The organism is Acinetobacter sp. GG2 (genome assembly GCF_000292385.1).
GTDB classification, from domain to species: Bacteria; Pseudomonadota; Gammaproteobacteria; order Pseudomonadales; family Moraxellaceae; genus Acinetobacter; species Acinetobacter seifertii.
Genome location: NZ_ALOW01000036.1, coordinates 37,127 through 61,878, shown reverse-complemented (window position 1 = coordinate 61,878; position 24,752 = coordinate 37,127). Strand labels below are relative to the sequence as shown.

The window sequence follows — 24,752 nt, the reverse complement described above, 5'->3', positions numbered from 1 at the left end:
CTCCTCTCTGGCGATATTTTTATATTGACTGTGTATGTTTATCAATGAATTGCCCAATGCGCTCAATCGAGTCATTAGATTCGTTTAGTATACCCGCGTGGAATTGAAAAACATGTCCGACTCGGTCATAAACCTTCAAGTTCGTCGGAATACCATACTTTTCGGTTTGTTCAGCAAGGCGTTTTGCATCATCTAATAAAACTTCTTCGGTACCGACATGAATTAGAATATGAGGTAATCCAGTTAAGTCGGCATAGAGTGGGGAACAGGTTGGATCGGTTGCCGATTTTTGGCCGCAATAGTTTTTTGCACACCAAGCTAACCAGTCCTCTGACAACATCGCATCTTGAGCAGCATGAGTTTTTATTGTGCTTCCAGAGAGGCTTAAGTCAACCCAAGGTGAAAGTAAAACTAATGCTGCTGGTAAAGGCAATCCCGCATCCCGTATCGCAATTGCAGTACTTAAACTCAGTCCGCCACCAGCTGAGTCACCAGCGATTACGAGTTTTTTCGGGTCTTGCCCTTGGGCAAGTAAAGCTTTGTAGACTGCAACTACATCTTCAATAGCAGAAGGGTTGGTATGCTCTGGGGCTAGGCGATATTCAGGTAACCAGACTTGTGCTTGAGCTGCATGTCCAATTTGAGCCGCAAGCTTAGTGTGACTTTTTGAGCTACCCACCACATAGCCACCGCCATGTAAATACAAGATGCCGAGGCCTGATTGAGTCGTTTTGGGGTGAATATGGACTGTCGGTACTTGAGCAATTGTTTGCTTTTTTGTTTTATAGCCACGTGGCCCAAGCACAATTGCACTGGCTGCATCACTACAAAAACGTTGTAGCTTTAGTGGCGTTTTAGGGGATAAAGCTGGACGTAGCGTGGTACGAATAGTCCATGCAAGAAGCTGCTTCATAATAAGGACTCATACTAAGCATGTTAGATTAATCAGCATCTCTTAAGATTAAGAGCATGCTGACCACTATTTTTATTTTGCTGATTTGTTGAGTAGGCGAGTTTGCCAAGCAGTCGCGACTGCAAAGATCTTTTGATAGCCTTGCGGAAGAATACGCTGAATCACATCAACGGCTTTTGCATCGGCTCCAATGAGTAAACGGCGATGATTCTTGCGAACAGCTTCCAAAATTTGTTGAGCTGCATCATCAGCAGGGGTGCGAAGTAATTTATCGAAAGCATCCTGACTTTTTAGAGGGTCCATTCCCAAAGACTGGACGCTATTATTCATGCGGGCAGCTTTGGCAATATTGGTGCGAATACCACCCGGATGCACACAGGTCGCGCTCACACCAGCATTTTGTAAATCGAGTTCTTGGCGTAGGGATTCAGTGAAGCCACGAACGGCAAATTTACTGGCGTTATAAGCACTTTGAGTCGGTTGAGCTGTTAAGCCAAACATACTAGAAATATTAATAATATGTCCGTCACCACTTTGCTTTAAGTAAGGCAAAAATTCTTTGGTGCCATAAACTACGCCCCAAAAATTAATCCCAATGAGCCATTCAAGATCTTCATAGCTCACACCTTCAGCCGTACTACCTATTGCGACACCAGCATTATTAAAAATCAGGTTAACTTGGCCATGCTCATCTACCACTGCCTTTGCCCAAGTTGCAACCTCACCACGTTTAGCCACATCAACTTTTTGAGTGGTGACTTTGACAGAATAGGGTGCTAATAGCTCGACTGTTTTGGCTAACCCGGCTTCACTAATATCAGAAAGTGCCAGATGGCAACCTTGTTTTGCGAGTGCTATTGCAAGTGCTTGTCCAATACCAGAGCCAGCACCTGTCACAGCTGCCACTTTATTTTTAAAAGACTTCATAAAATTCTCCGTTTATTTTTCTCATTTCCTATGGTGAAGCTTGTTTAAGAAATAGCCGAAACTTGAGTGTAGTTTTCAACATCGAAGCGACGAGTGCGTTGTCGATATTCAAGAGTAAAACCTGGCCAGTTATTGGTATTTTTGCCATCAGCAGTCTGATACCAACTGGTACAACCTTGTGCCCAGACAGTTTTTTTCATTTTTTCTTGAATGCTTTGATTAAACTCATGTTGAACCTCTGCACGAACATTGGTGAACAGAAGTTTGTTTTGTAGGGTTGTTTGAATGGCATCTAAAATATAATTCACTTGGCTTTCAATCATATACACAATTGAGTTGTGCCCAAGATTGGTGTTTGGACCATAAAGCATAAAGAAGTTTGGAAAGCCGCTTACAGTTAAACCGAGATAAGCTTCTGCACCATCTTTCCAAGTATCTTTTAAGGTGCGACCATTAAGACCTTTAATCTGCATGGGTGCCATAAATTCTGTTGCGGCAAAGCCCGTACCATAAATAATGGTGTCTACTTCACGCAGATTTCCTTCCGTATCTAAAATGCCGTTTTCGGTAATTTCTTGAATGCCATTATTAATCACATCGACATGAGGCTGAGTCAGCGTTTCATACCAATGGTTAGAAATTAAAATACGTTTACAGCCAATTGGGTAATCCGGCATTAAGCGATGACGCAACTTTCCATCTTTAACGACTTTACGAATGTGGCGTTGGAATAAATATTCCACCAAAGGCATTTCATTGAGTGAAGTTGTAAAAGCAAGTAGGCGAATTTCATGATGACCATATTGCAAAGCACGGTCTAGACTTTGCAAAATCGGCAGTTTACGGAAAGCTTTTTTCTCTAAAGGTTGGTAAACCCGATCTGGTTTAGGAATAACATACGGTGCCGAGCGTTGATAAACGTTTAGATGTGCTACCTGTTTGGCAATTTCAGGTACGAACTGAATTGCGCTTGCACCTGTACCAATCACAGCAACACGTTTGCCAGTTAAGTCATAATCATGATCCCAACGTGCTGAGTGAAATGCCTTACCTTTAAAGTTTTCAATCCCTTTAAGTTTTGGATAAGCAGGGCGGTTAAGTTGGCCTACCGCGCCCACTAAGAATTCAGCTTCAAACTGTTCGCCAGTCATGCTTTGAATGTGCCATACACCTTGCAAAGCATCAAATTCGGCACTGGCTATTTCAGTATTAAATTGAACATGTGGACGAATGTCATATTTATCGGCACAGTGGCGTAAATATTGATAAATCTCTTGAGATGTTCCGTAGCGATTTTTCCAGCCAAGTTCTTGCTCAAAAGAAAAGGAATACAGATGAGAAGGCACATCACATGCAGCGCCCGGATACGTATTGTCACGCCAGACACCGCCGACATCGGCAGCTTTTTCAAATAGGGTAAATTGTTCAAAACCTGCTTGTTTGAGACGAATGGCAAGTCCTAGACCACCAAAGCCAGTGCCAATAATGGCAATGCGTACATTTTTATTTGAATTAGTAGACGAATTAAACATGGCTGCTCTAAATCCTTAAAAACAGTGAGCGAAAAATCGCAATTTCCTGTATGCAGAATAGACGTTTATTAACTTGATTTAGAGGATGGATGAGGACAAAATATTGTGATTCGAGGACATTCTGAGCAATACAGTGAAGTATGCATGGGCTTTTGAACGCAGTGTACATAGTGTTCGGTTAATGGCTGATTTTGCGGTGGAATCAGGTATTTCTTATCAGACGATTTTAAAAGGGACTGGGCTTAGCCAACAACAATTACTCGACCCAAATATGGTGGTGACAGGCCATCAGGAATTAGAGCTCATTCAGAACTTGGTTGAGCAACTAGGAGACAGGCCGACATTAGGCTTAGAAGTGGGAACACGCTATCATTTCACCACATTTGGGCCATTAGGTATGGCTCTGATGAGTAGTGCTAGCATTCGTGAAGCACTAGATTTGGCTTTAACCTATTTTACTTTAACTTTTGCGTTTACCCGCTTTGATGTATCCGATACACCACAGGGCGTCCGCATTGAAATTGATGAGCAAGATATTCCCTTATCAGTCCGTCAATTTATTATTGAACGAGATGCCGCTGCGCTCATTACGGTACAACGAGATTTGGTGCAGGATAACTTTTGCCAGTATTTGGCTTTTTCTTTCCAACTCAAAGGTGATGTTCAGCCTTATCAAGACTTATTTGGCGTAATACCAGCATTTGGCTCAGCTAAAAGCTTTGTAATTCTTGATCCACAAAAAGTAGATCAAAAGCTACTTATGGCAAATGATTTGGTGCTATATACAGCCGAAGAACAGTGCCGCCAAATATTGGAGAAACGCCAATCACAAAATAAATTTACAACCTTGGTGCAACAGCAACTTATGAATGTGCGAGGGGAAATGCCTTCTATGGAAATAGTCGCTGACCGATTGCATTTAAACGTTCGTACTTTACGCCGTCACTTGGCATCGGAAGGAATGACTTTTATCCAGATTCGTGAAGAGGTTAGACAGGTCTTAGCAGAGCAATATTTGGCATTACCCAAAACTTCGGTTGAACAGATTGCCGAGTGGCTAGGTTATGCAGAACCTGCCAGTTTTATTCATGCTTATAAAAGATGGCATGGGAAAACACCTCATGCCATGCGGCTTAACAACCAATAAAACTATCTTTATTTCTTCAAACGTAGATGCAGTAAGCGTGTTGCCGATGTATGGCGTATATTGTCTGCGCGATTATAAAAATAACGTTCAGTGATTGCCTCACCAGATAGGTCTTCTACGACTTCAAAACCCATTTTTTCAACGGCCTGATGCAAATCTGAGGGTTTAAATTGGCCTAATAAAGGTTCTTTCAGTAAATGGGTAAACTGTGCAACGCCCATACTTCCAAGTCGCTCAATACCCTTTAATTCCTGAAAATCAGTTGAATAATCGAGTACTAATTCACTACTGTTTGCAGCAAATTCAGCAATACTTTTTAAAGTTTGCAGGGTCGTTTGCGGGTTTAAATAATGAGTTGTGCCTAACCATGAAAAAAAAGCAGGAACAGATGAATTATAGACACTTCTAGTCAGAGCTTCAGAAATAGATTCTTTTTCAAAGTTAATGGCAACAAATTCAATCGTGGAGGGGAGTTCGCCTAGCTTTTTGAGCTTGGTTTGTTTAGTCGCTTGAGTATCTGGATGATCGACTTCAAAAATTTTTAACGTTGGATAATGCTGTGACTCACGTAGTACAAAAGAGTCTAGACCAGCACCCACTAATACATATTGTTCAATATTGTGTTGAACAGCCTGATCCAGTAAGTCTTCGGCATAACGAGAGCGACCGACCACTTGCCCAGTAAGTAAACCTAAAGTGCGGTTTAAAACTGAAGAATTCATCACTTTAACAATCAGCGGGTTAGAGAGCAGTTTTTTCCAGCCTTTACTCGTTAGTTCAAAAGCATAAGGATCTGAAAATACAGGGTTCGTCGTATTTTTAAAGTGATTTGCGCGTAAGGCAGCAGCAGCTTCGGCAGTACGGCTTGATTGACCTTCTTTCATCTTTAACCTGTTCTTTTATTTCTTGAAGATTCAATGAAGAAAGCAGTGTATTTTATAAAAAACAAAAATACACTGCTCATTCCTAACAACGGATTTGGTCAAAATTACAAGTTAATGTGTTTTTGACGTTTGATATGTGACTTCATAATCTTTTAAATCTAGATTTTTCAAACGTTGTTTTAGCTTTTTCAATGACCACGGCCATGCGGCAAAGTTGCGACCGTTGGCATCAAGGTAATAACTCTTACAGCCACCGCTATTAAATACCGTTGTTTGTAAGTGCTTTTGCACCAAGTCGTTGTGCTTTTTAATTACATCAGACTTAACGTTTAACTTGCTAATTCCTTTATTTTTAATTTTCAATAAGCCATCTACGATATAGTCGAGTTGTGCTTCTGCCAAACCAATAAAAGAGTCATAGACAAGTACGTTAGGACCTAAAATTAAAAATGCATTTGGCACATTTTCAATGTTGGTTCCTAAGTAAGCTTCTGGTGAAGTGTTTTTCCATAAATCATTTAAACGTTGTCCTTTTTCATTAAACACACGTTTACCGATAGGTGGGTGCGATACTTCAAAACCTGTACCCCAAATAATCACATCAACTTCGTGGCGCTCACCATGTGCAGCAATAACAGTATTGCCTTCAACTTTTACTAAACCATGAGGAATCAGAGTCGTGTTTGGTGCTTGTAGTGCAGGGTAGTAATTGTTAGCAAACAAAATACGTTTACAGCCAATATCAAAATTAGGCGTTACGTTTTTGCGTAACTCAGGGTCTGCAATTTGAAGTTTAAGTAATTGCTTACCCAATACATTGACTGGTTTTAGCGCAAGTGGATTACGTAAACCAAAGTTAATTGCATTCAACGTTAGCGCTACACTTTTACGCCAGCTCGCTTGAATAGACGGATATTTAGCAATGACGGATTTACTCAACTCGCCCAAGTCGGTATCTGGTTTTGGCAGCACCCAAGGAGCTGTACGTTGGAACACAAACAGCTCTTTTGCTTTAGGTTGAATTTGTGGCACAAATTGGATGGCAGATGCACCCGTACCAATCACGGCAATACGTTTACCAGTTAAGTCATAATCATGATTCCATTTCGCTGAATGGAACATTTCACCTGTAAATGTTTCTAAGCCTTCAAGACGTGGAATTTGAGCTTCGGTAATTGGACCTGTGGCAAAAATAACGGTTTTAGATAAATATTGACCAGTAGTGGTATCAAGTACCCATACATGACGTGAGTCATCCCACGCTGCGTTAAGCAACTCGTTGTTAAACTCGATTTTAGATGTAACATTAAATTCGTTACTCACATCTTCCAGATAACTTAGGATTTCTGGTTGGCGCGCAAATAAATGGCTCCATTTTGCACTCGGGGCAAATGAGTACGAATAAAGAGCAGAAGGTACATCACACCCACAACCTGGGTAGGTATTTTCACGCCAAGTACCACCTACACGTCCTGCTTTTTCAATAATTTTGTAGTTGGTATAGCCAACTTGGTCGAGACGAATCGCTGTTGCAATACCTGAAATGCCAGCGCCCACAATAAAAGTATCGAAAATATGCTGAGGTGAATTGACAGCTTTTTTTGCTGATGCATTTGTTTTCATTTGAGCAGTCATATGTGTACTACCTATAAATTTCTTATTTAAATAATTTGTAAGACGTACCAAGGAATTTGGTATACAAGCTTGGAGATGCACGTTTCATGAGCCAGAATAACTTCGCATCGATTTGAGGAATGGTATAAAGCTCATCCTGATCAAGACGGTTAAGAGTGAGTTTGGCGACGTCATCACTTGTGGTGAGTGCATAGTTCATAAGTGCATGGTCTGCAAGCTTCGAATAACGACCCGGAATACGACCATTTTTAATGATATTGGTGGGAACTAAAGTCGGGCACAGCACATTGACTTTAATATTAAACTTATGCAGTTCGGCCGAAAGTGTTTCAGATAGCGCACGTACACCCGCTTTAGTTACGTTATACGCGGTCATTTCTGGAGCAGCAGTGTAAGATGCCGCCGAAGCCACATTAATAATCGCGCCGTAACCTAACTTTTTAAACTTTGGTACAAAAGCATGACAACCATGAATAACACCCCAAAGGTTAATATTCATGACCCAGTTCCAGTCTTCTAGACTGAGTTCGTCAAACTTGCCACCCAAACCCACTCCAGCATTATTAATGACAAGAGTTACAGGGTGCCCAAGTAAAATTTCAGCAGTTTCAGCTAAATGATTTACTTGTTCTGCATTACCCACATCACAACGCATAGCAAAAGCTTTTGCGCCTTCTTGTTCAAGAAGCTTTACGGTTTCTTCTGCGGCTTCTAAATTAATATCTGCACATACTACGCTACCACCACGTTTTGCCAGTTCAATTGCAAAACTCCGACCAATTCCGCTACCTGCACCCGTCACGACGGCATAAGCTTTTTGGCTTGGTTTAACTCTCTTTTTGCCAAATAAAATCATGATTCATCCCGAAATAGATTTAAGGAAAACCAGCCATTGAGTAGTGACTGGTTACAAGCCAATTAAGACATGCGTACAGGAGGGGTAAATTCCTTCACAAAGTAAGGTGCAATTGCACCGCCTTCGCTTAGTAATTTGTTTTTGTAATATTCTAGATATTCAGTCGTATCATGATCATTTGGGTGGAAATCAGGGCGTAAGTAGTCAAGAATTTGACCAATGGTGCTACCAAATACGCCATCTTTTGGACCAAAAATAAGTCCTACACCTCGCCGAGCGTCTTTCCAGAATTTTCTAGTTAACATTTCCTGTGGCTTTCTTAAAACAGGAATAAACAAGGTAGTCGCAGGGATTAGACCTAAAATAGTGAACAAAGCTAAGAAGAAACCAGAAGCTCGTAGTGGGTAGCTACCATTAAGTAATTGATAAACATCGTAGGCAATATCTTTATGCTCGGATTCTTCAAGCATATGCCACATCCATAACGCACGACTTTTCGCATCGTCCGAATAGTAAAAGTTCTTCTCGTGCTTCATCATGTATTCAGCAAGTACAGCCGTAAAATGCTCAATACCAGCCATCATCGATAATTTCAGTGGTTGCGGGAATTTTAAAAACACATATTTGAAGAAGTTCTCGCCCAAGAAACGATATAAATCGACAGGGTACTCAACATCTTTAAGCGCATCGTTATATTCATTGTGCAATTTAGAGTGAATTGCTTCTTGACCAATGAGGGAAGTAACGCGTTGCTTTAACACGGGGTCTTGAATAAATTCGCGGTGGTGACGAGCAGTTTCAATCACCAAATCTTCACCATAGGTTAGAAATACTGAAAGCGTAGCAAAAAAAATCGTCGCAAATTGGTTATCCATATAGAATCTGACATCAATTTCCTTTCCATCAAAACCAATATTTAAATGACGGATTGGGATAGATTTTTTACTGGCAAAATCTGGTAACTCGATTTCACGGTAAAATTTAATTTTGTTTAGTGATTTTTTAACTGTGGTCGAGATCATGGCGACACCTTCAGATCAATCAGTGATAGTGCGATGTTGTCGAAAACCAAAAAGCTTTGATTTCCAACAGGGCACTGTAAATTCCATTTTCAAAAAGCAGTTTTCTGCTTACTGAGTACGGTGATGTTGCTCCGTTATTTGTTTGATTATTTGACTGAATAACGGAAAAAGAGGCGAACTTGATAAAATGAATCAACCTCTTTTTAGATTTTTTCATGTTAATCTGAGTTTATGTTCGGATTCAATTCGGGTAACTTTTCAATTTATTTAAGCTTAAATCTAATGTATAAATAAAATAAAAAATTAGTTTAAAATTTTATTAATACATTGATTTTTATTTAAATATTTTAGTTTCCTTTAAAAGTAATTACCTATTAATAAAAGAACTCATAACTATGTTTTGCGATACCTCTAAAGAAATTGCATCATGAAATTTGACAAGTATTCGGATTTTGTTTTTTTATTAGGGTAGGGCTAAATTACATGCTAACCTGAGCTTATGTTCGGATTATTTATAAGAAAATATGTCTACGCGAAAACCCCGTCAGGCACGAGCCAAGGTTACTGTCGATACTATTATTGAAGCAGGTTTTATTGCAGTAGCATTGCATGGACCAAGTGGTACCACTACACGTCATATTGCAGAAATTGCAGGTGTGAGTGTTGGGTCACTTTATGAGTATTTTAAAAATAAAGAAGAAATTTATGATGCGATGAATCACTACTTTGTGAGTGAAATTCTCGATATGATTAAAGAGTTAACTCCTACAATTCTAGAGTTGGAGTTAGAGCCTGTTATCGAAATGATCTTTTATACATTTAGTGATTTGTTAAAGAAGAATAATGACCGTTACTTAACCGTTTTACGTTATGCAGGTGAGTTGCAATACGATAAATATATTCCAAAAATTGAACAGGCTTTAATGGAAGTCATCATGAAGTATATGATGCATAATCCAAAATATTTAAAAATTAATAACTTACCTGTCATTACTTACATTTGTATAAATAGCGGTATTTTTAACGTAGCAAGACATCTTATTTTACCTAACCCATTTATTAGTTTTGATGAAATGGTGCAAGGGTTAACCACTATGATCATGAGTTATATCAATACTGAAATGGCACGCTCGGAAGAACATTCATAGTTTTTAATTTCAATATATAAAAAAACACCTGCATATAACTATGCAGGTGTTTTGTTGATTATGGCATGGTTGGAACTTCTTCCGGACGCATATCAAAAATCAGAATTTCAGCATTATCACCATTAGTAAATGATAACTTGCCTCCATCACGAATTCGCGCAGCATCACCCGTGTTAAAGGTTTTACCGTTTACATCAATACGGCCTTTTGCCACATGTAGGTAAACATAGCGTCCTTCTGGAATTGCAAACTCAGCTGTTTCTTCACCGTCAAAAAGACCTGAATAAATATTAATGTCTTGTTTGATCGACAAAGTTTTTTCGTCACCTTTTGGCGAAATCATCAAGTGCAATTTACCGCGTTTGTCTTGCTCGGAAATATGCAATTGTTGATAGCCCGGTGTGGTGTTCACTTCGTTTGGAACAACCCAAATTTGCAAGAAGTGCACGTTTTCTTGTGCAGAGTGGTTAAATTCACTATGAGCAACACCACGACCTGCGCTCATTAATTGAATATCACCAGGCACAATCACCGAACCTGTACCCATTGAATCTTTATGTTCTAACGCACCTTCAAGCACATAAGAAATAATTTCCATATTGCGGTGAGGGTGAGTACCAAAACCTTTCGATGGAGCAACAGTATCATCATTAATCACAAGCAAATCTGAAAAGCCTACTTGTTTCGGGTCCCAATAATTTGCAAATGAAAACGTGTGTTTTGACTGTAACCAGCCATGATGTGCTGCACCACGCTCATGAGATAAACGCATATCAAACATGATTTATTATCCTCATTCAATTTTTTTCTCTGAATGCAGTTTATCGTTTTCATTTATGCAATGAAGCTCTAAAAACAGAAAGCTTGGTGTGATTTTTGGAACGCTGAAGTATTAAAATGATATACTATAAAAAATAGGCATAATGTTTCATTTATTATCTTTTTAAGCCATCTTTTTATCATTTTAGGACAAGTGTCCTTTATTTAAATCGTTATGAATAATATTAGCTTATATAAGTCGTTTGAAATAATCAAAAAATATTTAAATTGGCAAAAAGTTTCAATGTGGGTTGGCTTTTTTTGTCCTTGTTCGAGTAATGCATCAAGCGCACTATTTAACCTGATTTGGTGAATTTAACCTCGCTTAAGTTCATAAAACATGGCAAGGCAGATGTAACCGAGCAAATTTTTGTTCTAGAGCAGTTAAAGATTGCAAGAAATAATTTAAAGACAACTTTACCTGTTTGATTCGACGCTGCCTTGTATTTAACAAATTTTATAGGGTGTCAAAAAATGGTCGCTCAAGCTATCCGAAATATTATTTCTCCTAAATCAGTTATGGCTCAGTATCAAAAGATAGACTTTTCAAATAAAGGATCTATCCCAATCCGCCATCTAAATATCGGATTTGATGGCAAAGAAATTGATATCGAGTTTTACGTCAACAATCAGTTTGCAACTTTGTTCTTTGCAACGCTTTCGGTTTTTTTGACCTATGGTGAAGATCTTGTCATCGAAACTGCTCGCCATCACCGTGAATTTATTCAAGATCCGATTTTAAAACAGCGTGTTACTTCTCTTATTGGTCAAGAGGCTATCCATTCAAAATTGCATAATGAATTCAATGATGCAATTAAAGAGCTGGAATATCCGGTCGATTTATATCGTTTCTTAGGTGAAAACTTTTTTAAATATGTGTTTTTAAAATTCCCACAGCCATTAAAGCTTTCACTTATGGCAGGCATTGAGCACTTTACGGCAGTTCTCGCTGAATACATGATGAAGCATGAAAAGAACTTTTATTATACCGACGATGCGAAAAGCCGAGCGTTATGGATGTGGCATATGCTTGAAGAGTCTGAGCACAAAGATATTGCTTATGATGTCTATCAGGTTTTGAACGGTAACTATCCATTGCGTGCAACAGGTTTTCTAATGGCTTTCATTACCATTTTAGGGCTTATTCCAACCGCAACATTATTTGTGCCTGTACTGCGTAAGCCACAAGAAATGCTAACCAGAAAATTTTGGAAAGATGCACGTCGTGGCGTCAACTTAATTTTTAGTCCAAAAGATGGCGTATTCGGTAGCACCGTTGGCCAGATTCTGGATTATTTACGTCCAAGCTTTCATCCAAATGATCATGACACAACTCAATACCTTGAGTACTACAAAAAGAAATTACTTAACGAGGGCGGTGCAATTGCACCTTACTTTGTGAAGGAATTTACTCCACCAGTTCGTGCAGTTTCATAAGGCTGTTGGTCAGCGCAGTAATACCCAAATTACTGCCGTCTCCCTAAAGTTTTTTAGGATTTACTATGATTCTATTTGGTAAGAAAGACCAGCCTAGCCGAAACGCATATGCTGTTGTGACAGGGGCAGGGAGTGGAATTGGCCGTAGCTTTGCACTTGAATTGGCAAAACGCGGTGGCAACGTGGTATGTGCGGATATTAATTTAGAAGCTGCTGAAGAAACCGTAAAGTTAGTTGAACAGCTTGGACAAAAAGCTTTTGCAGTCAAGTGCGATGTTGGACAAGCAGAACAAGTACAGGTTTTGGCTGATCAAGCAGAGCAATTATTAGAGCATCCGGTAACACTGATTATTAATAATGCTGGCGTAGGTCTAGGCGGCAAATTTGATGAAATGAGCTTGGAAGACTGGAAGTGGTGTATGTATGTAAACCTATGGGGTGTTATTCATGGTTGTCATGCATTTGTGCCAAAGCTCAAAAAATTAGGTTACGGCGCAATTATTAATGTAGCTTCAGCCGCATCTTATACTGCAGCACCAGAAATGAGTGTCTATAACGTAACGAAAGCGGGTGTATTGGCATTATCAGAAACCCTTTCAGCTGAGCTTCGCAAATTCAATATTAAAGTGAATGTGCTGTGCCCGACTTTGGTTCCGACAAATATCATTAAAAATGGTCGTATTCCAGGGCGCTATTCAAAACTTGCAGATCATGCACTCATGAATTATGCCATGACCACCAGTGATGCAGTTGCAACATTAACATTGAACCGATTAGATCGAGGGCAGCTCTATACCACGCCACAGATCGACGCCAAATTATTCTGGCTTATGAAAAGAACGTCACCAACGCTATATGCAAAGTTCCTTGGGCTTTCGTATCAGTTATTTAAATAAAATTTTGTATAGGCAGAAAATTATGGTCACTAAACCTAGAACAAATACGCGTACACGTAAAACCCAAGAAGTTGCACATATTTATGACACTTTTATTGTCGGTGCAGGTATTTCTGGCTTAGCTGCTGCAATTAAGCTAAATGAAGCAGGCTTAACCAATTTTAAAATTATTGAAAAAGCGAGCCGCGTCGGTGGTACTTGGCGTGAAAACACGTATCCGGGTTGTGGTTGTGATGTTCCATCATCGCTTTATTCTTACTCCTTTGCGCCAAGTGCAAAATGGAGTCACTTATTTGCACGCCAACCGGAAATCTTAAGTTACTTAGAAGATGTAAGCCGTGAGTTTGATATTGAATCCTTAATTGAATTTAATACTGAACTATTAAAAGCAGAATGGGACAGTCTAGAAAATGTCTGGAAACTCGAGACAAGCTCTGGTTTATATATCGCTAAAACAGTCCTATTTGCTACTGGTCCAATTACTGAAGCTCAGATACCACGTCTTGAGGGTTTAGATACTTTTACTGGTGAAATGTTCCATTCAGCGAAATGGAACCATGATTATGATTTAACTGGTAAACGCATTGCCGTGATTGGTACTGGTGCATCTGCCATCCAGTTTGTGCCACAAATCCAACCTAAAGCAAAAGAGCTGTTTGTGTTCCAGCGTACAGCACCTTGGGTACTGCCAAAACCAGATACCGACTTGGGTGAGTTAAGTAAATCCGTCATTGCTAAGTATCCAGCTATTCAAGCGACTTGGCGACAGACTGTGGCGGGTACTTTAAATGTCATTAATTTTGGCTTACGCAATCCAAAAGCTTTAAAGCCTGTCAATTTTGCTGCGAAACAACTATTAAAGTTGCAAATTAAAGATCCGGTTCTACGTCAAAACGTAACACCTAATTTTGATATTGGTTGTAAACGTATTTTATTTGCCAATAACTACTATCCAGCGTTACAGGCATCTAACACTACACTTATTCCACATGGTCTGGTTAAAGTTGAAGGCAATACTGTTATTGCTGCCAATGGTGAACGTCACGAAGTTGATGTGATTATTTGGGGCACGGGTTTTGAAGTGTCTCATCCACCAATTGGTAAACGTGTACACAATGAGCAAGGACAATGTTTGGCTGATCTTTGGAAAGACTCTTCACCAGAAGCTTACTTAGGTACCAATATTGAAAATGTGCCGAATGCATTTCTTATGCTAGGACCTAATGTGTTGGTTTACGACTCCTTTATTGGTCTTGCTGAAGCACAACTGCAATATATTGTTGATGGTTTGCTACAAATGAAGGCAAAGGGCATTGCTAAACTTTCCGTTAAGTCAGAAGTGATTAAAAAGCATAATGAGCTTGTACAAAAACATCTGCAAACCACTGTATTTAATAGTGGCGGATGTAAAAGTTACTATCTCGATGCTAATGGCCGTAATTTTGCCGCATGGCCATGGTCTTTGAAAAAACTTAGACAGCGTTTAAAACATTTAAAGTTAGAAGAATATGAAGTGGTGTATGAGGCTGATTTGATAAAGGCAAAACCTAAAGTTGAAAAAATTGTCGGTTAATTAATTTATAAATGCCCATTTTGATTGATTGAAATGGGCTTTTTATTATTTGGGAATTGAATAAATAAATTAAAATTCAATCAATAATATAGTGAAGTTAAATTGAAAAATAAATTTAAATATACTTAAAAATAAAAGAGGGAAAGCAGTGTATATAAGTTTTTAATAAAAAAATATAGTGATTTTTAAAAATGAATTTTTAAGTGAAAAGTTTCCTTTTTAAGCTTTTTTAAAATTGTAAATTAGAAAATATTTTTTATATCAATAGCTTGAGTGATTGGTAATTATTGTAAATAAATGTGAAAGTATTCACAAACTGGTTATTTTTTGTTAAGATCATTAACATTAAAAACATAGAGATAATAATAATGATCAATAAAGTATTAATAGTGTTGTGTGTGAGTATCGTGTTTGTATTAGGGTATTGGGCGTATTTAGATAGCCAAAATAAAAAACACCAAGAACTTATGCGAATTATTCAAGAAGCAGAAAAAAATTTGCAAACGATTGAGCGAAATCCTAATCGTGTTAGTCATAGCAATTTAGCTTCTTATACTTTGCAAAACTATCTCAGTGATAAAAAAGTTTTTTTCTAGTCAAAACTGTTGTTGTAATTTGCTTTAAAAAAAGACTGTCATTGGTCATATCTTTTCATAAATTTTGATCATGTTGCGATTGAATCTGTTAAACTTATTTAACGTATAGTAAAAAAGCTGCATAGGGGTTATGCAGCTTTTTTGTGTTTCAAGAGGGGCTGTGTCTATTTTCTATGTATGAAATCAAAATTCAAATGAGTGGCATATTTGTTGCTTCATCTATTTGAGGTTTTTGTTTAGAGATCTGATCAGAAAAACAAGATTGCTCAGATACCTACATAGAAGTACATATTCCACAGCTCAGATTTTGCATAGAGGCTACTTATGGCGGCGCCCAATTCTTCGGCAGGCTGGTTAGAGCGTTTATTTAAGTTAAGCGACAATAAAACCACGTTTCGAACAGAAGTTCTTGCTGGTGTAACTACGTTTTTAACGATGTGTTACATCATCATTGTCAATCCACTCATTTTATCTGAAACCGGCATGGATCATGGCGCCGTATTCGTTGCAACCTGTTTGGCGGCAGCAATCGGTTGTTTAGTGATGGGTATTATTGCCAATTATCCAATTGCATTGGCACCGGGCATGGGGCTTAACGCTTATTTTACCTATTCGGTATGTATGGGCATGGGAGTGCCATGGCAGACGGCTTTAGCAGCTGTTTTTGTTTCAGGAATTGTCTTTCTTGCTATTAGCTTCTTTAAAGTTCGTGAAGCGATTGTCAATGCAATTCCAATGTCGCTTAAATTTGCGATAGGCGGGGGTATTGGTTTATTCCTTGCACTTATTGCGCTAAAAAATGCCGGCATTATTGTTGCCAATCAAGCGACATTGGTAGGTTTGGGTGATATTAAACAGCCTACAGTGTTGTTGGCTTTATTTGGATTTTTATTGATTGTAGTTTTACATCAGCTTAAAGTTCGCGGTGCCATCATTATTAGTATTTTAGTCGTTACAGCAATTGCGACCGCTTTAGGCTTGAATCAATTTAAAGGTGTAGTAGGTCAAATCCCTTCAATTGCACCAACATTCATGCAAATGGACTTTAAAGGCCTGTTTACTGCAAGTATGGTCGGTGTCATCTTCGTATTCTTCATTGTTGACTTGTTTGACAGTACGGGTACTTTGGTTGGCGTTTCACACCGCGCAGGGCTTTTAAAAGATGGTAAATTACCACGTTTGAAAAAAGCATTATTTGCTGACTCTACGGCTATTGTTGCTGGTGCAGCATTAGGTACTTCATCAACTACGCCATATATCGAATCAGCTTCAGGTGTAGCGGCAGGTGGGCGTACTGGTTTAACTGCAGTCGTTGTTGCTGTTTTATTTATCTGCTGTTTATTTTTAGCTCCTCTTGCTCAATCTGTGCCAGGTTTTGCAACAGCCCCAGCTTTATTATTTATCGGTGTACTTATGATCCAAGGGATCACGCACATTGATTGGGATGATATTACAGAAGCTGTTCCAGCCTTTTTAACGATTGTATTTATGCCATTCGCGTATTCAATTGCAGATGGTATTGCAATGGGCTTTATCAGCTATGCATTAGTTAAACTATTCACAGGTAAGGCAAAAACTGTTCCATACATGGTGTGGATTATTGCTGCTCTTTGGGTATTTAAATTTATCGCTTTTGGCGGTTAATACGATTTTTTATAATTTCCTTCTAGAACTATATTTCGTAATCGTTATATAAGAAGGAAGTTATTGAAGGGTGTGTTACCACACCCTTTTTTCTTTAGATGTGGAGTTAATATGAATCAAGTCGAGCTGATTCAGGCCTTACCAAAAGCCGAGTTGCATGTGCATATTGAAGGGACATTTGAACCTGAATTAATGTTTGCTATTGCACAGCGTAATCAGATTCAGATTCCTTACAAATCTGTTGAAGAAGTAAAGCAAGCTTATAACTTTCATAATCTTCAATCATTTCTAGATATTTACTATGCTGGTGCAAATGTTCTTGTTCATGAGCAAGATTTTTATGATTTAGCATGGGCATATTTTGAGAAATGTGCAGAAGATCGTGTCGTTCATACAGAAATGTTCTTTGACCCGCAAACCCATACTGACCGTGGTGTTGCTTTTGCGACAGTAATCAATGGACTTAAACGTGCATGTGCTGATGCAAAAGCTAAATTTGGTATTAGCTCTCAGCTCATTATGTGTTTCTTGCGTCATTTAAGCGAAGAAGCTGCATTTGAAACGCTTGAGCAAGCTTTACCGTTTAAAGAAGACATTATTGCCGTAGGGCTTGATTCAAGTGAAGTAGGTCATCCACCAGCTAAATTTGAACGTGTTTTTGCTAAGGCACGTGAAGAAGGCTTCTTAATCGTGGCTCACGCAGGCGAAGAAGGCCCACCTGAATATGTATGGGAAGCTTTGGACTTGCTTAAAGTAAACCGTATTGACCACGGCGTGCGTTCTGAAGAAGACGAACAATTAATGGCTCGTTTAATTAATGAAAAAATGCCATTAACCGTTTGCCCTTTAAGTAACTTAAAGCTATGTGTTGTTAAGGATATGAAAGATCACAATATCCGTCGTCTGTTGCAAAAAGGCGTACACGTGACTGTTAACTCGGATGATCCTTCATATTTTGGTGGATATATGAATGATAACTTCGTTGCTATTCAGCAAGCCTTAGATTTAAGTAATGATGAGTTGAAGCAACTCGCAATTAACTCTTTTGAAGCCTCTTTCATTTCAGATGAAGATAAACAAAAGTGGATTTCAGAAATCCAAAAAATCTAAATAAAAAAACCGCCTTTAATAGGCGGTTTTTTTTAATATTGAATTTATTTAGGTTGTTTGGTCATGCTGTTTAAAACATTGTCTTTATCCACAAAGTGATGTTTTAAAGCTGCCAGAACATGTCCAACAATAAGCAGGCCTGCAAACCATGAAATATAAATATGTAATGGTTTAACGATAGCTAAAAGTTCATCATTTTTTTGAACTAAACGTGGAATATCAAATAAATATAAAACTGGAGCAGGGTGGTCTGCACTCCAGCTAAATAAACAGCCAGTAATAGGTAGCGCCACTAAAATCACATAGAGTAATAAATGTCCAATGTGAGCCAAAGTTTTCATTGTTGGTGACATGGTGTCGGGCAACTTTGGGGCTGGATGGGTGTAACGCCAGAAAAGGCGAATAACCACTAAAAAGATAATGGTTGTGGCAATGTTTTTATGCAGTGTAATGACATCACCTTTAATGGTACTAGTGTCGTAACTTAAAAAATTTCCACTGTAGAAACCAATCACCCAAGCCGTAATGAAAATGATTGCCATAACCCAATGCAAAATCTGTGCAGTGCGGGTGTAGTATTGAGAGGATGAGGCAGGCATAAAAGACCCTAATTTTTTGTCATTTTAGCGCTAGATTTTATGGTAAAGCAGTATTTTTGAGAAATGTTGTTCTCGTAACGGAGCGTACTATAAACAGAACGATTTAGCTGAAGCACATGATTAAATCAAACTGGAGTGTAGGAAAATTAGATTGCATAAATGCATCAATTTATTTGTTTCTTCTAAGCACGAGTTTAGGCAAAATACGCGCTGCTTACGTTCGATCAAAGGAAAAATGATGAAAAAATTGATGCTTGCTGTGGCACCAGTTGTTTTAGCTTTAACTGCATGTGCAACCACGCCTGGAGCAGGTTCTGCAGAAACTACAACTCAACAGTTAGGTATGGCTGCATTGAAAGTTGCTGTAAATGCGAAATGTATTACAGAAATTAATAATGTTCCTGCATGGAAAACAGCAACAAAGCTTATGACGGCTGAACAACGTGATAGTATTCAAACTAATGTTTGTGGCTGCGTAAGTGAAAAGGCACCAAACAGTGTTACTGCAGTTGATTTGGCTACTGCTGCACTTGACCCAGCTGCACGTGCAACAATAGTAACCCAAGTCGTTTCTAATACTGTAAATGCTTGCGTGGCTGAAGCTTTACAAAAGTAATTAATAATTTAATTTTCAAAGAAGGCTGACTCATATTGATCGGCCTCTTTTTTTCATTGGAGTATACATGTTCGTTGCAGGTGTAGATGAGGCGGGGCGAGGCCCATTAGTGGGGTCGGTTGTTGCCGCAGCTGTTATTTTAGATCCGGAAAATCCGATTTTAGGACTAAACGATTCTAAAAAATTAACTGAAAAAAAACGTGAAAAGTTGTTTATTGAAATTCAGGAAAAAGCTTTAGCATGGTCAATTGCGGAAGCGACGCATGCAGAAATTGATGAGCTAAATATCCTACAAGCAACATTTCTAGCAATGAAGCGAGCAGTGGACGGCCTTAAAACACTGCCTGAAAAAGTTATTGTAGATGGCAACCAAATTCCCAAAGGAATCATTATTCCTTGTGAAGCAATTGTTGGTGGAGATGCGAGCCACGCCGAAATTAGTGCTGCCAGTATCTTGGCAAAAGTCACACGTGATCGCCAAATGGCAGAATTAGATCAACAGTATCCATTATTTGGATTTGCCAAACATAAAGGCTATCCAACAAAAGCACACTTTGAAGCGATTGCAGCTCACGGGGTGATCGATCAACACCGTCGTAGTTATGCACCAGTAAAACGTGCATTAGGACTATAAATTTATATACTCCCAAAAAAAATTTAAAGCGACTAGAAAGTCGCTTTAATTAGGGAGAGAATAACTTCATACTAACGATTGAAGTTTTTCTGTGCATAATTATCATCTTCATATGAAACTTGATAATCTTGATCAAGATGTTGAAGGTGTTCATGCATTGCACGTTCATGTTGAATACGTTGATAAATTTCTTCGCGATGAACAGAAACCTCTTTTGGCGCATTCACACCAATTCGAACCTGGTTTCCTTTGACGCCAAGCACAGTAACACTGACTTGATCCCCAATCATTAATGTTTCCCCGACACGGCGGGTCAGAATCAGCATGTTTATCTCCTTGCTAAACGCTTAAAACTGCAATATTGGTACCCAAATAAAAGCTCAACCTCAGTTTTCAGTCAGATTCTAACAGAAATATGAGAACAAAGTCATATTTTGATAATCACTGCCAAAAAACTTTCCGTTTAATATAACAGAGCCGCTATAAAAAAAACTATAGCGGCTCTGTGTTTTCTTTGATTATTGTCGGACAAGTAAACATTTTTTAATGAATTCTTGACCGTTTGGTAAAATTAAGCGCGGGCGCTGCTTTCACCATGTTCGCGGTCTAAACCAAATGCGGTATGTAGGCAACGAACTGCAAGTTCAAGGTATTTCTCATCAATAATGACAGAAACTTTAATTTCAGAAGTTGAAATCATAAGGATGTTAATGCCTTCATCAGCAAGGGCAGTGAACATTTTGCTCGCTACACCTGCGTGTGAACGCATACCAACACCAACGATAGATACTTTAACGATGTCATCACGTGTTGAAACTTCACGCGCGCCAATATTTTTAGCAGTTTCGTTTAAGATTTTTTCAGCTTTCGCTAAATCAACACGGTTTACAGTGAAAGTGAAATCTGTTGTGCCATCTTCTTCAACATTTTGCACTATCATATCGACTTCGATATTGGCATCACTTACTGGTGATAAGATTTTAGAAGCAATACCTGGTTCATCAGGCACACCTAAAATCGTTAATTTTGCTTCGTCACGGTTAAAAGCAATACCTGCAATGATTGGCTGTTCCATATTGTCTTCCGCCTCAGTCGTAATGAGTGTACCTACATTTTCTTTAAATTCGTCGTCAAAAACGCCATCGTTGTCATTATCAAAGCTTGATAATACACGTAAAGGAACTTGATATTTCCCAGCAAACTCTACTGAGCGAATTTGTAAAACTTTAGAACCTAATGATGCCATTTCTAGCATTTCTTCAAAAGAAATACGGTCGATTTTTTTGGCTTTAGGAGCAACACGAGGGTCAGTGGTGTAAACGCCATCTACATCGGTATAAATCTGACATTCGTCAGCTTTTAAAGCAGCAGCAAGAGCAACACCAGAAGTATCTGAACCACCTCGGCCTAGTGTTGTGGTATTTCCATTTGCATCAAAGCCTTGGAAACCAGCAACCACAATAACACGGCCTGCATCTAGGTCATTGGTCATGACATCTGTATCAATAGACTCGATACGCGCCTTGGTAAATGCACTGTCAGTTTTAATACCGACTTGACGTCCGGTATAGGATTTAGCTTCCACACCAATCGAATTAAGTGCCATAGCTAACATGGAAATCGTCACCTGTTCACCGGTTGAAACCATTTGGTCTAACTCACGTGGGTCAGGTGTTTCGATAATGGCTTTAGCGAGGGCAAGTAAGCGGTTTGTCTCACCACTCATTGCAGATACGACCACAACAACCTTGTGACCGTGATCATGCCAACGCTTCACACGACGAGCAACATTTAAAATGCGCTCGGGGGTACCCATAGAAGTACCGCCATATTTTTGAACGATTAATGCCATAGTTGTTCCATATAAGCCATGACCCTGAGAGGCTTTTCAGGGTCAGTTACACAAAAAGTGAAGTCTTATTTTTGTTCAAGCCAAGCAGGCAATGCTGCAATAACTTGTCCAAACTTCTCGTTAAGTGGCGCGCCACCTTGTGCTAAGTCAGGTTTACCACCACCTTTACCACCTAACTCAGTTGCTAGATGTTTGATGATGTCACCTGCTTTTAGATTTGCAGTGTATTGCGACGCGACTGATGCAAGCAGGCTGACCTTGTCACCCTCTACACCTGCTAACACAATCACTGCATTCTCTAATTTTGATTTCACACTGTCATGCAAGTTGCGAAGCGCTTTTGCATCAACACCTTGAACAGTAGTGATAAGCGTTTGACGATCAGCAATCGTTTGTACCTGATCAATCAAGTCAGCCGCTTGGAAGTTTGCCAATTTCTGGTTGAGTTGTTCAATCTGCTTTTGTAATGCAGAAACCAATTCCACATTAGCTTGAACACGCTCAACTGTTTGGTCTTTCTGTGCTTTTAGTAAGCTATTAATGTGCTGAATATCATTATCAGCTTTTTGTACCACTTCTAACGCTTTAGTACCAGTTACTGCTTCAATACGACGTACACCAGCAGCTACACCACCTTCAGAAGTGATTTTGAATAAACCAATATCACCTGTACGTTTTACGTGAATACCACCACAAAGTTCAATTGAGAAGTTCTTCTCATCAATGACTGAACCCATAGAGAGTACACGTACTTCATCGCCATATTTTTCACCGAACAACATCATTGCGCCTTTTGCTTTCGCGGCTTCAATGTCAAGAAGTTCAGTCGTCACTGGAGTGTTGGCGATAACTTCAGCATTTACGAGACGTTCAACTTGTTGTAATTGTTCAAATGAAACAGGTTGGTCATTTGCAAAGTCAAAACGTAAGATGTCGCTTGCAACTAAAGAACCTTTTTGTTGTACATGTGAACCTAAGATTTGACGAAGGGCAGCATGTAACAAGTGAGTTGCTGAGTGGTTGCGTGCAGTAGCCTCACGAATGTCTGCTTTAACAATCGCTTCTACATTTTGATTTGCTTTGAGGTTACCAACAGTCACAATACCTTGATGAACAAAAGCACCGCCTGACTTTTTGGTGTCTTGAACTTCAAAAATACCAGTTTCGTTTTTGAAGATACCCGTATCACCAATCTGACCACCACTTTCTGCATAGAAAGGAGTTTGGTTTAAAACGATAAGAGCTTCGTCACCTTCAGAAACTTCATCAACTTGTACGCCATCTTTATAGATCGCTACAATTTCACCTTGACCAGTTGTGTTGATATAACCATCAAATTGAGTTTCACCTTCAACTTTTACAATGTTGTTATAGTCAACTGCAAACTTACCAGCATCACGTGCACGTTGACGCTGTGCAGCCATTTCAACTTCAAAACCAGCTTCATCAATAATAAAGCCACGTTCACGTGCAATATCAGCCGTTAAGTCTGTTGGGAAGCCGTAAGTGTCGTAAAGTTTAAATACTGTCGCACCAGGAATAGTTTTGTCTTTTAACTGAGCAAGTTCACCTTCAAGTAGTTTTAAACCTTGCTCAAGTGTTTTAGCAAACTGTTCTTCTTCACGAATTAAAGTTGCTTCAATCACGTCTTTACGTGCTGCAAGTTCTGGGTACGCATCACCCATAACTTCGATTAAAGGTTGCAACATTTTGTAGAAGAACGTACCAGTTGCACCAAGCTTGTTACCATGACGAACAGCACGACGGATAATACGGCGAAGTACATAGCCACGGCCTTCATTGCTTGGGTTTACACCATCAGCAATCAAGAAACAGCAAGAACGTGCATGGTCTGCAACGACACGTAAAGAAGGCTGACCTTCGTCTTCAATACCAATAATGTTTGCAGCAGCTTTTAATAAGTGTTGGAACAGGTCAATATCATAGTTTGAATTAACATGTTGCAATACAGCAGAAATACGCTCTAAGCCCATACCTGTATCTACAGATGGAGCTGGAAGAGGGTGAAGCACGCCATCAGCAGTACGATTGAACTGCATGAAAACGTTGTTCCAGATTTCAATGAAACGGTCGCCATCTTCTTCAGGAGAACCAGGTAAACCACCCCAAATGTGGTCACCGTGGTCAAAGAAAATTTCAGAACATGGGCCACATGGACCAGTATCACCCATTGCCCAGAAGTTATCTGAAGCGTATTTTTCGCCTTTGTTATCACCAATACGGATAATACGCTCTGGCGCTAAACCAATTTCTTTATTCCAGATGTCGTAAGCTTCGTCATCGGTGTGGTAAACCGTTACATATAAGCGGTCTTTCGGTAAAGCAAGCCATTGTTCGCTGGTTAAAAATTCCCAAGCAAAATTAAGCGCATCACGTTTGAAATAGTCACCAAATGAGAAGTTACCTAACATTTCAAAGAATGTATGGTGACGAGCTGTATAGCCGACGTTATCTAAATCGTTATGTTTACCGCCTGCACGTACACATTTTTGTGATGTTGTGGCACGTACATAGTCACGTTTCTCAAGACCTAAAAAACAGTCTTTAAACTGGTTCATCCCAGCATTTGTAAATAATAAAGTTGGGTCGTTGGCAGGAACAAGAGAACTCGACGCGACACGTGTATGCCCTTGCGTTTCAAAGTAGCGCAAAAATGCTTCACGAATTTCAGCAGATGTCATTAAACGAGTACTCACAACCAAGTCACTCCATATTTTCGAATTTGGCTAAAAGCATCACTACAAGTTTGTTTGTTCACAAATCTTGCATGTGATACGGGGCTTATTTTTAAAAAACGCTAAATTGTAACGGAAAAACCCCACCGAACCAACGATTTTAGAGGGAATATCTTACAAAACTGTGATTTGGCTAAAAATCTATATTCAATTAGC

The 24,752-nt window shown here is 39.1% G+C and carries 22 protein-coding genes; 10 read left to right on the top strand and 12 right to left on the bottom strand.

The genetic code is table 11. From position 1 onward, the window contains the following. Nucleotides 1-19: 19 nt before the first annotated feature. The 3 genes from B554_RS0111615 to B554_RS0111605 all read right to left on the bottom strand — a co-directional run bounded on the left by B554_RS0111615 (nucleotide 20) and on the right by B554_RS0111605 (nucleotide 3,372). On the bottom strand, nucleotides 20-913 hold the full coding sequence (locus B554_RS0111615; RefSeq protein WP_019458169.1) for an alpha/beta hydrolase: 894 nt from the start codon (nucleotides 911-913) through the stop codon (nucleotides 20-22). A gap of 72 nt (nucleotides 914-985) precedes the next feature. Next, entirely contained in the window at nucleotides 986-1,840 is an 855-nt protein-coding gene (locus tag B554_RS0111610) for an SDR family NAD(P)-dependent oxidoreductase (protein WP_019458168.1), read from the bottom strand. Between the two features lie 44 nt (nucleotides 1,841-1,884). Continuing rightward, nucleotides 1,885-3,372, bottom strand: a complete 1,488-nt coding sequence (locus tag B554_RS0111605; RefSeq protein ID WP_019458167.1) for a flavin-containing monooxygenase — start codon at nucleotides 3,370-3,372, stop codon at nucleotides 1,885-1,887. Between the two features lie 133 nt (nucleotides 3,373-3,505). Between B554_RS0111605 and B554_RS0111600 the strand changes: the two genes are divergently transcribed. Beyond that, complete coding sequence (locus B554_RS0111600; protein ID WP_025465195.1) at nucleotides 3,506-4,519, top strand: AraC family transcriptional regulator; 1,014 nt, start codon at nucleotides 3,506-3,508, stop codon at nucleotides 4,517-4,519. 8 nt (nucleotides 4,520-4,527) lie between these two features. Here the strand turns inward: B554_RS0111600 and B554_RS0111595 are convergent, their stop codons facing one another. The 4 genes from B554_RS0111595 to B554_RS0111580 all read right to left on the bottom strand — a co-directional run bounded on the left by B554_RS0111595 (nucleotide 4,528) and on the right by B554_RS0111580 (nucleotide 8,916). Further along, entirely contained in the window at nucleotides 4,528-5,403 is an 876-nt protein-coding gene (locus tag B554_RS0111595) for a class I SAM-dependent methyltransferase (RefSeq protein ID WP_019458165.1), read from the bottom strand. Between the two features lie 111 nt (nucleotides 5,404-5,514). Beyond that, entirely contained in the window at nucleotides 5,515-7,038 is a 1,524-nt protein-coding gene (locus tag B554_RS0111590) for a flavin-containing monooxygenase (protein ID WP_019458164.1), read from the bottom strand. A 22-nt stretch (nucleotides 7,039-7,060) separates the two neighbouring features. Further along, complete coding sequence (locus B554_RS0111585) at nucleotides 7,061-7,894, bottom strand: SDR family NAD(P)-dependent oxidoreductase (protein WP_019458163.1); 834 nt, start codon at nucleotides 7,892-7,894, stop codon at nucleotides 7,061-7,063. Between the two features lie 62 nt (nucleotides 7,895-7,956). Further along, complete coding sequence (locus B554_RS0111580) at nucleotides 7,957-8,916, bottom strand: metal-dependent hydrolase (protein ID WP_004702813.1); 960 nt, start codon at nucleotides 8,914-8,916, stop codon at nucleotides 7,957-7,959. A 524-nt stretch (nucleotides 8,917-9,440) separates the two neighbouring features. Between B554_RS0111580 and B554_RS0111575 the strand changes: the two genes are divergently transcribed. Then, entirely contained in the window at nucleotides 9,441-10,064 is a 624-nt protein-coding gene (locus B554_RS0111575; RefSeq protein ID WP_004702811.1) for a TetR/AcrR family transcriptional regulator, read from the top strand. A 58-nt stretch (nucleotides 10,065-10,122) separates the two neighbouring features. On the opposite strand, the gene B554_RS0111570 is transcribed toward B554_RS0111575, so the two are convergent. After that, entirely contained in the window at nucleotides 10,123-10,845 is a 723-nt protein-coding gene (locus B554_RS0111570; RefSeq protein WP_019458162.1) for a pirin family protein, read from the bottom strand. Nucleotides 10,846-11,402: 557 nt separating this feature from the next. Between B554_RS0111570 and B554_RS0111565 the strand changes: the two genes are divergently transcribed. The 6 genes from B554_RS0111565 (at nucleotide 11,403) to B554_RS0111540 (ending at nucleotide 18,139) form a co-directional block, all read left to right on the top strand. Further along, entirely contained in the window at nucleotides 11,403-12,320 is a 918-nt protein-coding gene (locus tag B554_RS0111565; RefSeq protein ID WP_223861106.1) for a metal-dependent hydrolase, read from the top strand. A 65-nt stretch (nucleotides 12,321-12,385) separates the two neighbouring features. Then, on the top strand, nucleotides 12,386-13,216 hold the full coding sequence (locus tag B554_RS0111560) for an SDR family NAD(P)-dependent oxidoreductase (protein ID WP_019458160.1): 831 nt from the start codon (nucleotides 12,386-12,388) through the stop codon (nucleotides 13,214-13,216). 22 nt (nucleotides 13,217-13,238) lie between these two features. Beyond that, nucleotides 13,239-14,789 carry a flavin-containing monooxygenase gene (locus tag B554_RS0111555; protein ID WP_019458159.1) on the top strand — a complete coding sequence of 517 codons (1,551 nt, stop codon included), beginning with the start codon at nucleotides 13,239-13,241 and terminating at the stop codon, nucleotides 14,787-14,789. A gap of 368 nt (nucleotides 14,790-15,157) precedes the next feature. Then, entirely contained in the window at nucleotides 15,158-15,385 is a 228-nt protein-coding gene (locus B554_RS0111550; protein ID WP_004702801.1) for a hypothetical protein, read from the top strand. Between the two features lie 324 nt (nucleotides 15,386-15,709). Beyond that, complete coding sequence (locus tag B554_RS0111545) at nucleotides 15,710-17,029, top strand: NCS2 family permease (protein WP_004702799.1); 1,320 nt, start codon at nucleotides 15,710-15,712, stop codon at nucleotides 17,027-17,029. A gap of 111 nt (nucleotides 17,030-17,140) precedes the next feature. After that, nucleotides 17,141-18,139: an adenosine deaminase gene (locus B554_RS0111540; protein ID WP_019458158.1), complete on the top strand. Its 999-nt coding sequence runs from the start codon at nucleotides 17,141-17,143 to the stop codon at nucleotides 18,137-18,139. Between the two features lie 44 nt (nucleotides 18,140-18,183). Here B554_RS0111540 and B554_RS0111535 read toward each other — a convergent pair whose 3' ends face one another. Continuing rightward, nucleotides 18,184-18,738: a cytochrome b gene (locus B554_RS0111535; protein ID WP_019458157.1), complete on the bottom strand. Its 555-nt coding sequence runs from the start codon at nucleotides 18,736-18,738 to the stop codon at nucleotides 18,184-18,186. Between the two features lie 238 nt (nucleotides 18,739-18,976). Here B554_RS0111535 and B554_RS0111530 point away from each other — a divergent pair, with 238 nt between their 5' ends. Together B554_RS0111530 and rnhB are read left to right on the top strand one after the other, a co-directional pair. Further along, nucleotides 18,977-19,354: a hypothetical protein gene (locus tag B554_RS0111530; protein WP_004702793.1), complete on the top strand. Its 378-nt coding sequence runs from the start codon at nucleotides 18,977-18,979 to the stop codon at nucleotides 19,352-19,354. Between the two features lie 67 nt (nucleotides 19,355-19,421). Continuing rightward, on the top strand, nucleotides 19,422-19,988 hold the full coding sequence (rnhB, locus tag B554_RS0111525) for a ribonuclease HII (protein ID WP_004702791.1): 567 nt from the start codon (nucleotides 19,422-19,424) through the stop codon (nucleotides 19,986-19,988). A 71-nt stretch (nucleotides 19,989-20,059) separates the two neighbouring features. On the opposite strand, the gene csrA is transcribed toward rnhB, so the two are convergent. From csrA to alaS, 3 genes are all read right to left on the bottom strand, one after another. Further along, nucleotides 20,060-20,314, bottom strand: coding sequence for a carbon storage regulator CsrA (gene csrA, locus B554_RS0111520; RefSeq protein ID WP_000906487.1), 255 nt, complete (start codon nucleotides 20,312-20,314; stop codon nucleotides 20,060-20,062). A gap of 245 nt (nucleotides 20,315-20,559) precedes the next feature. After that, nucleotides 20,560-21,840, bottom strand: a complete 1,281-nt coding sequence (locus B554_RS0111515) for an aspartate kinase (protein ID WP_019458156.1) — start codon at nucleotides 21,838-21,840, stop codon at nucleotides 20,560-20,562. Nucleotides 21,841-21,905: 65 nt separating this feature from the next. Next, nucleotides 21,906-24,542 (bottom strand): alanine--tRNA ligase, encoded by a 2,637-nt coding sequence (gene alaS, locus B554_RS0111510; protein WP_025465194.1) that lies wholly within the window; start codon nucleotides 24,540-24,542, stop codon nucleotides 21,906-21,908. Between the last annotated feature and the right edge of the window lie 210 nt (nucleotides 24,543-24,752).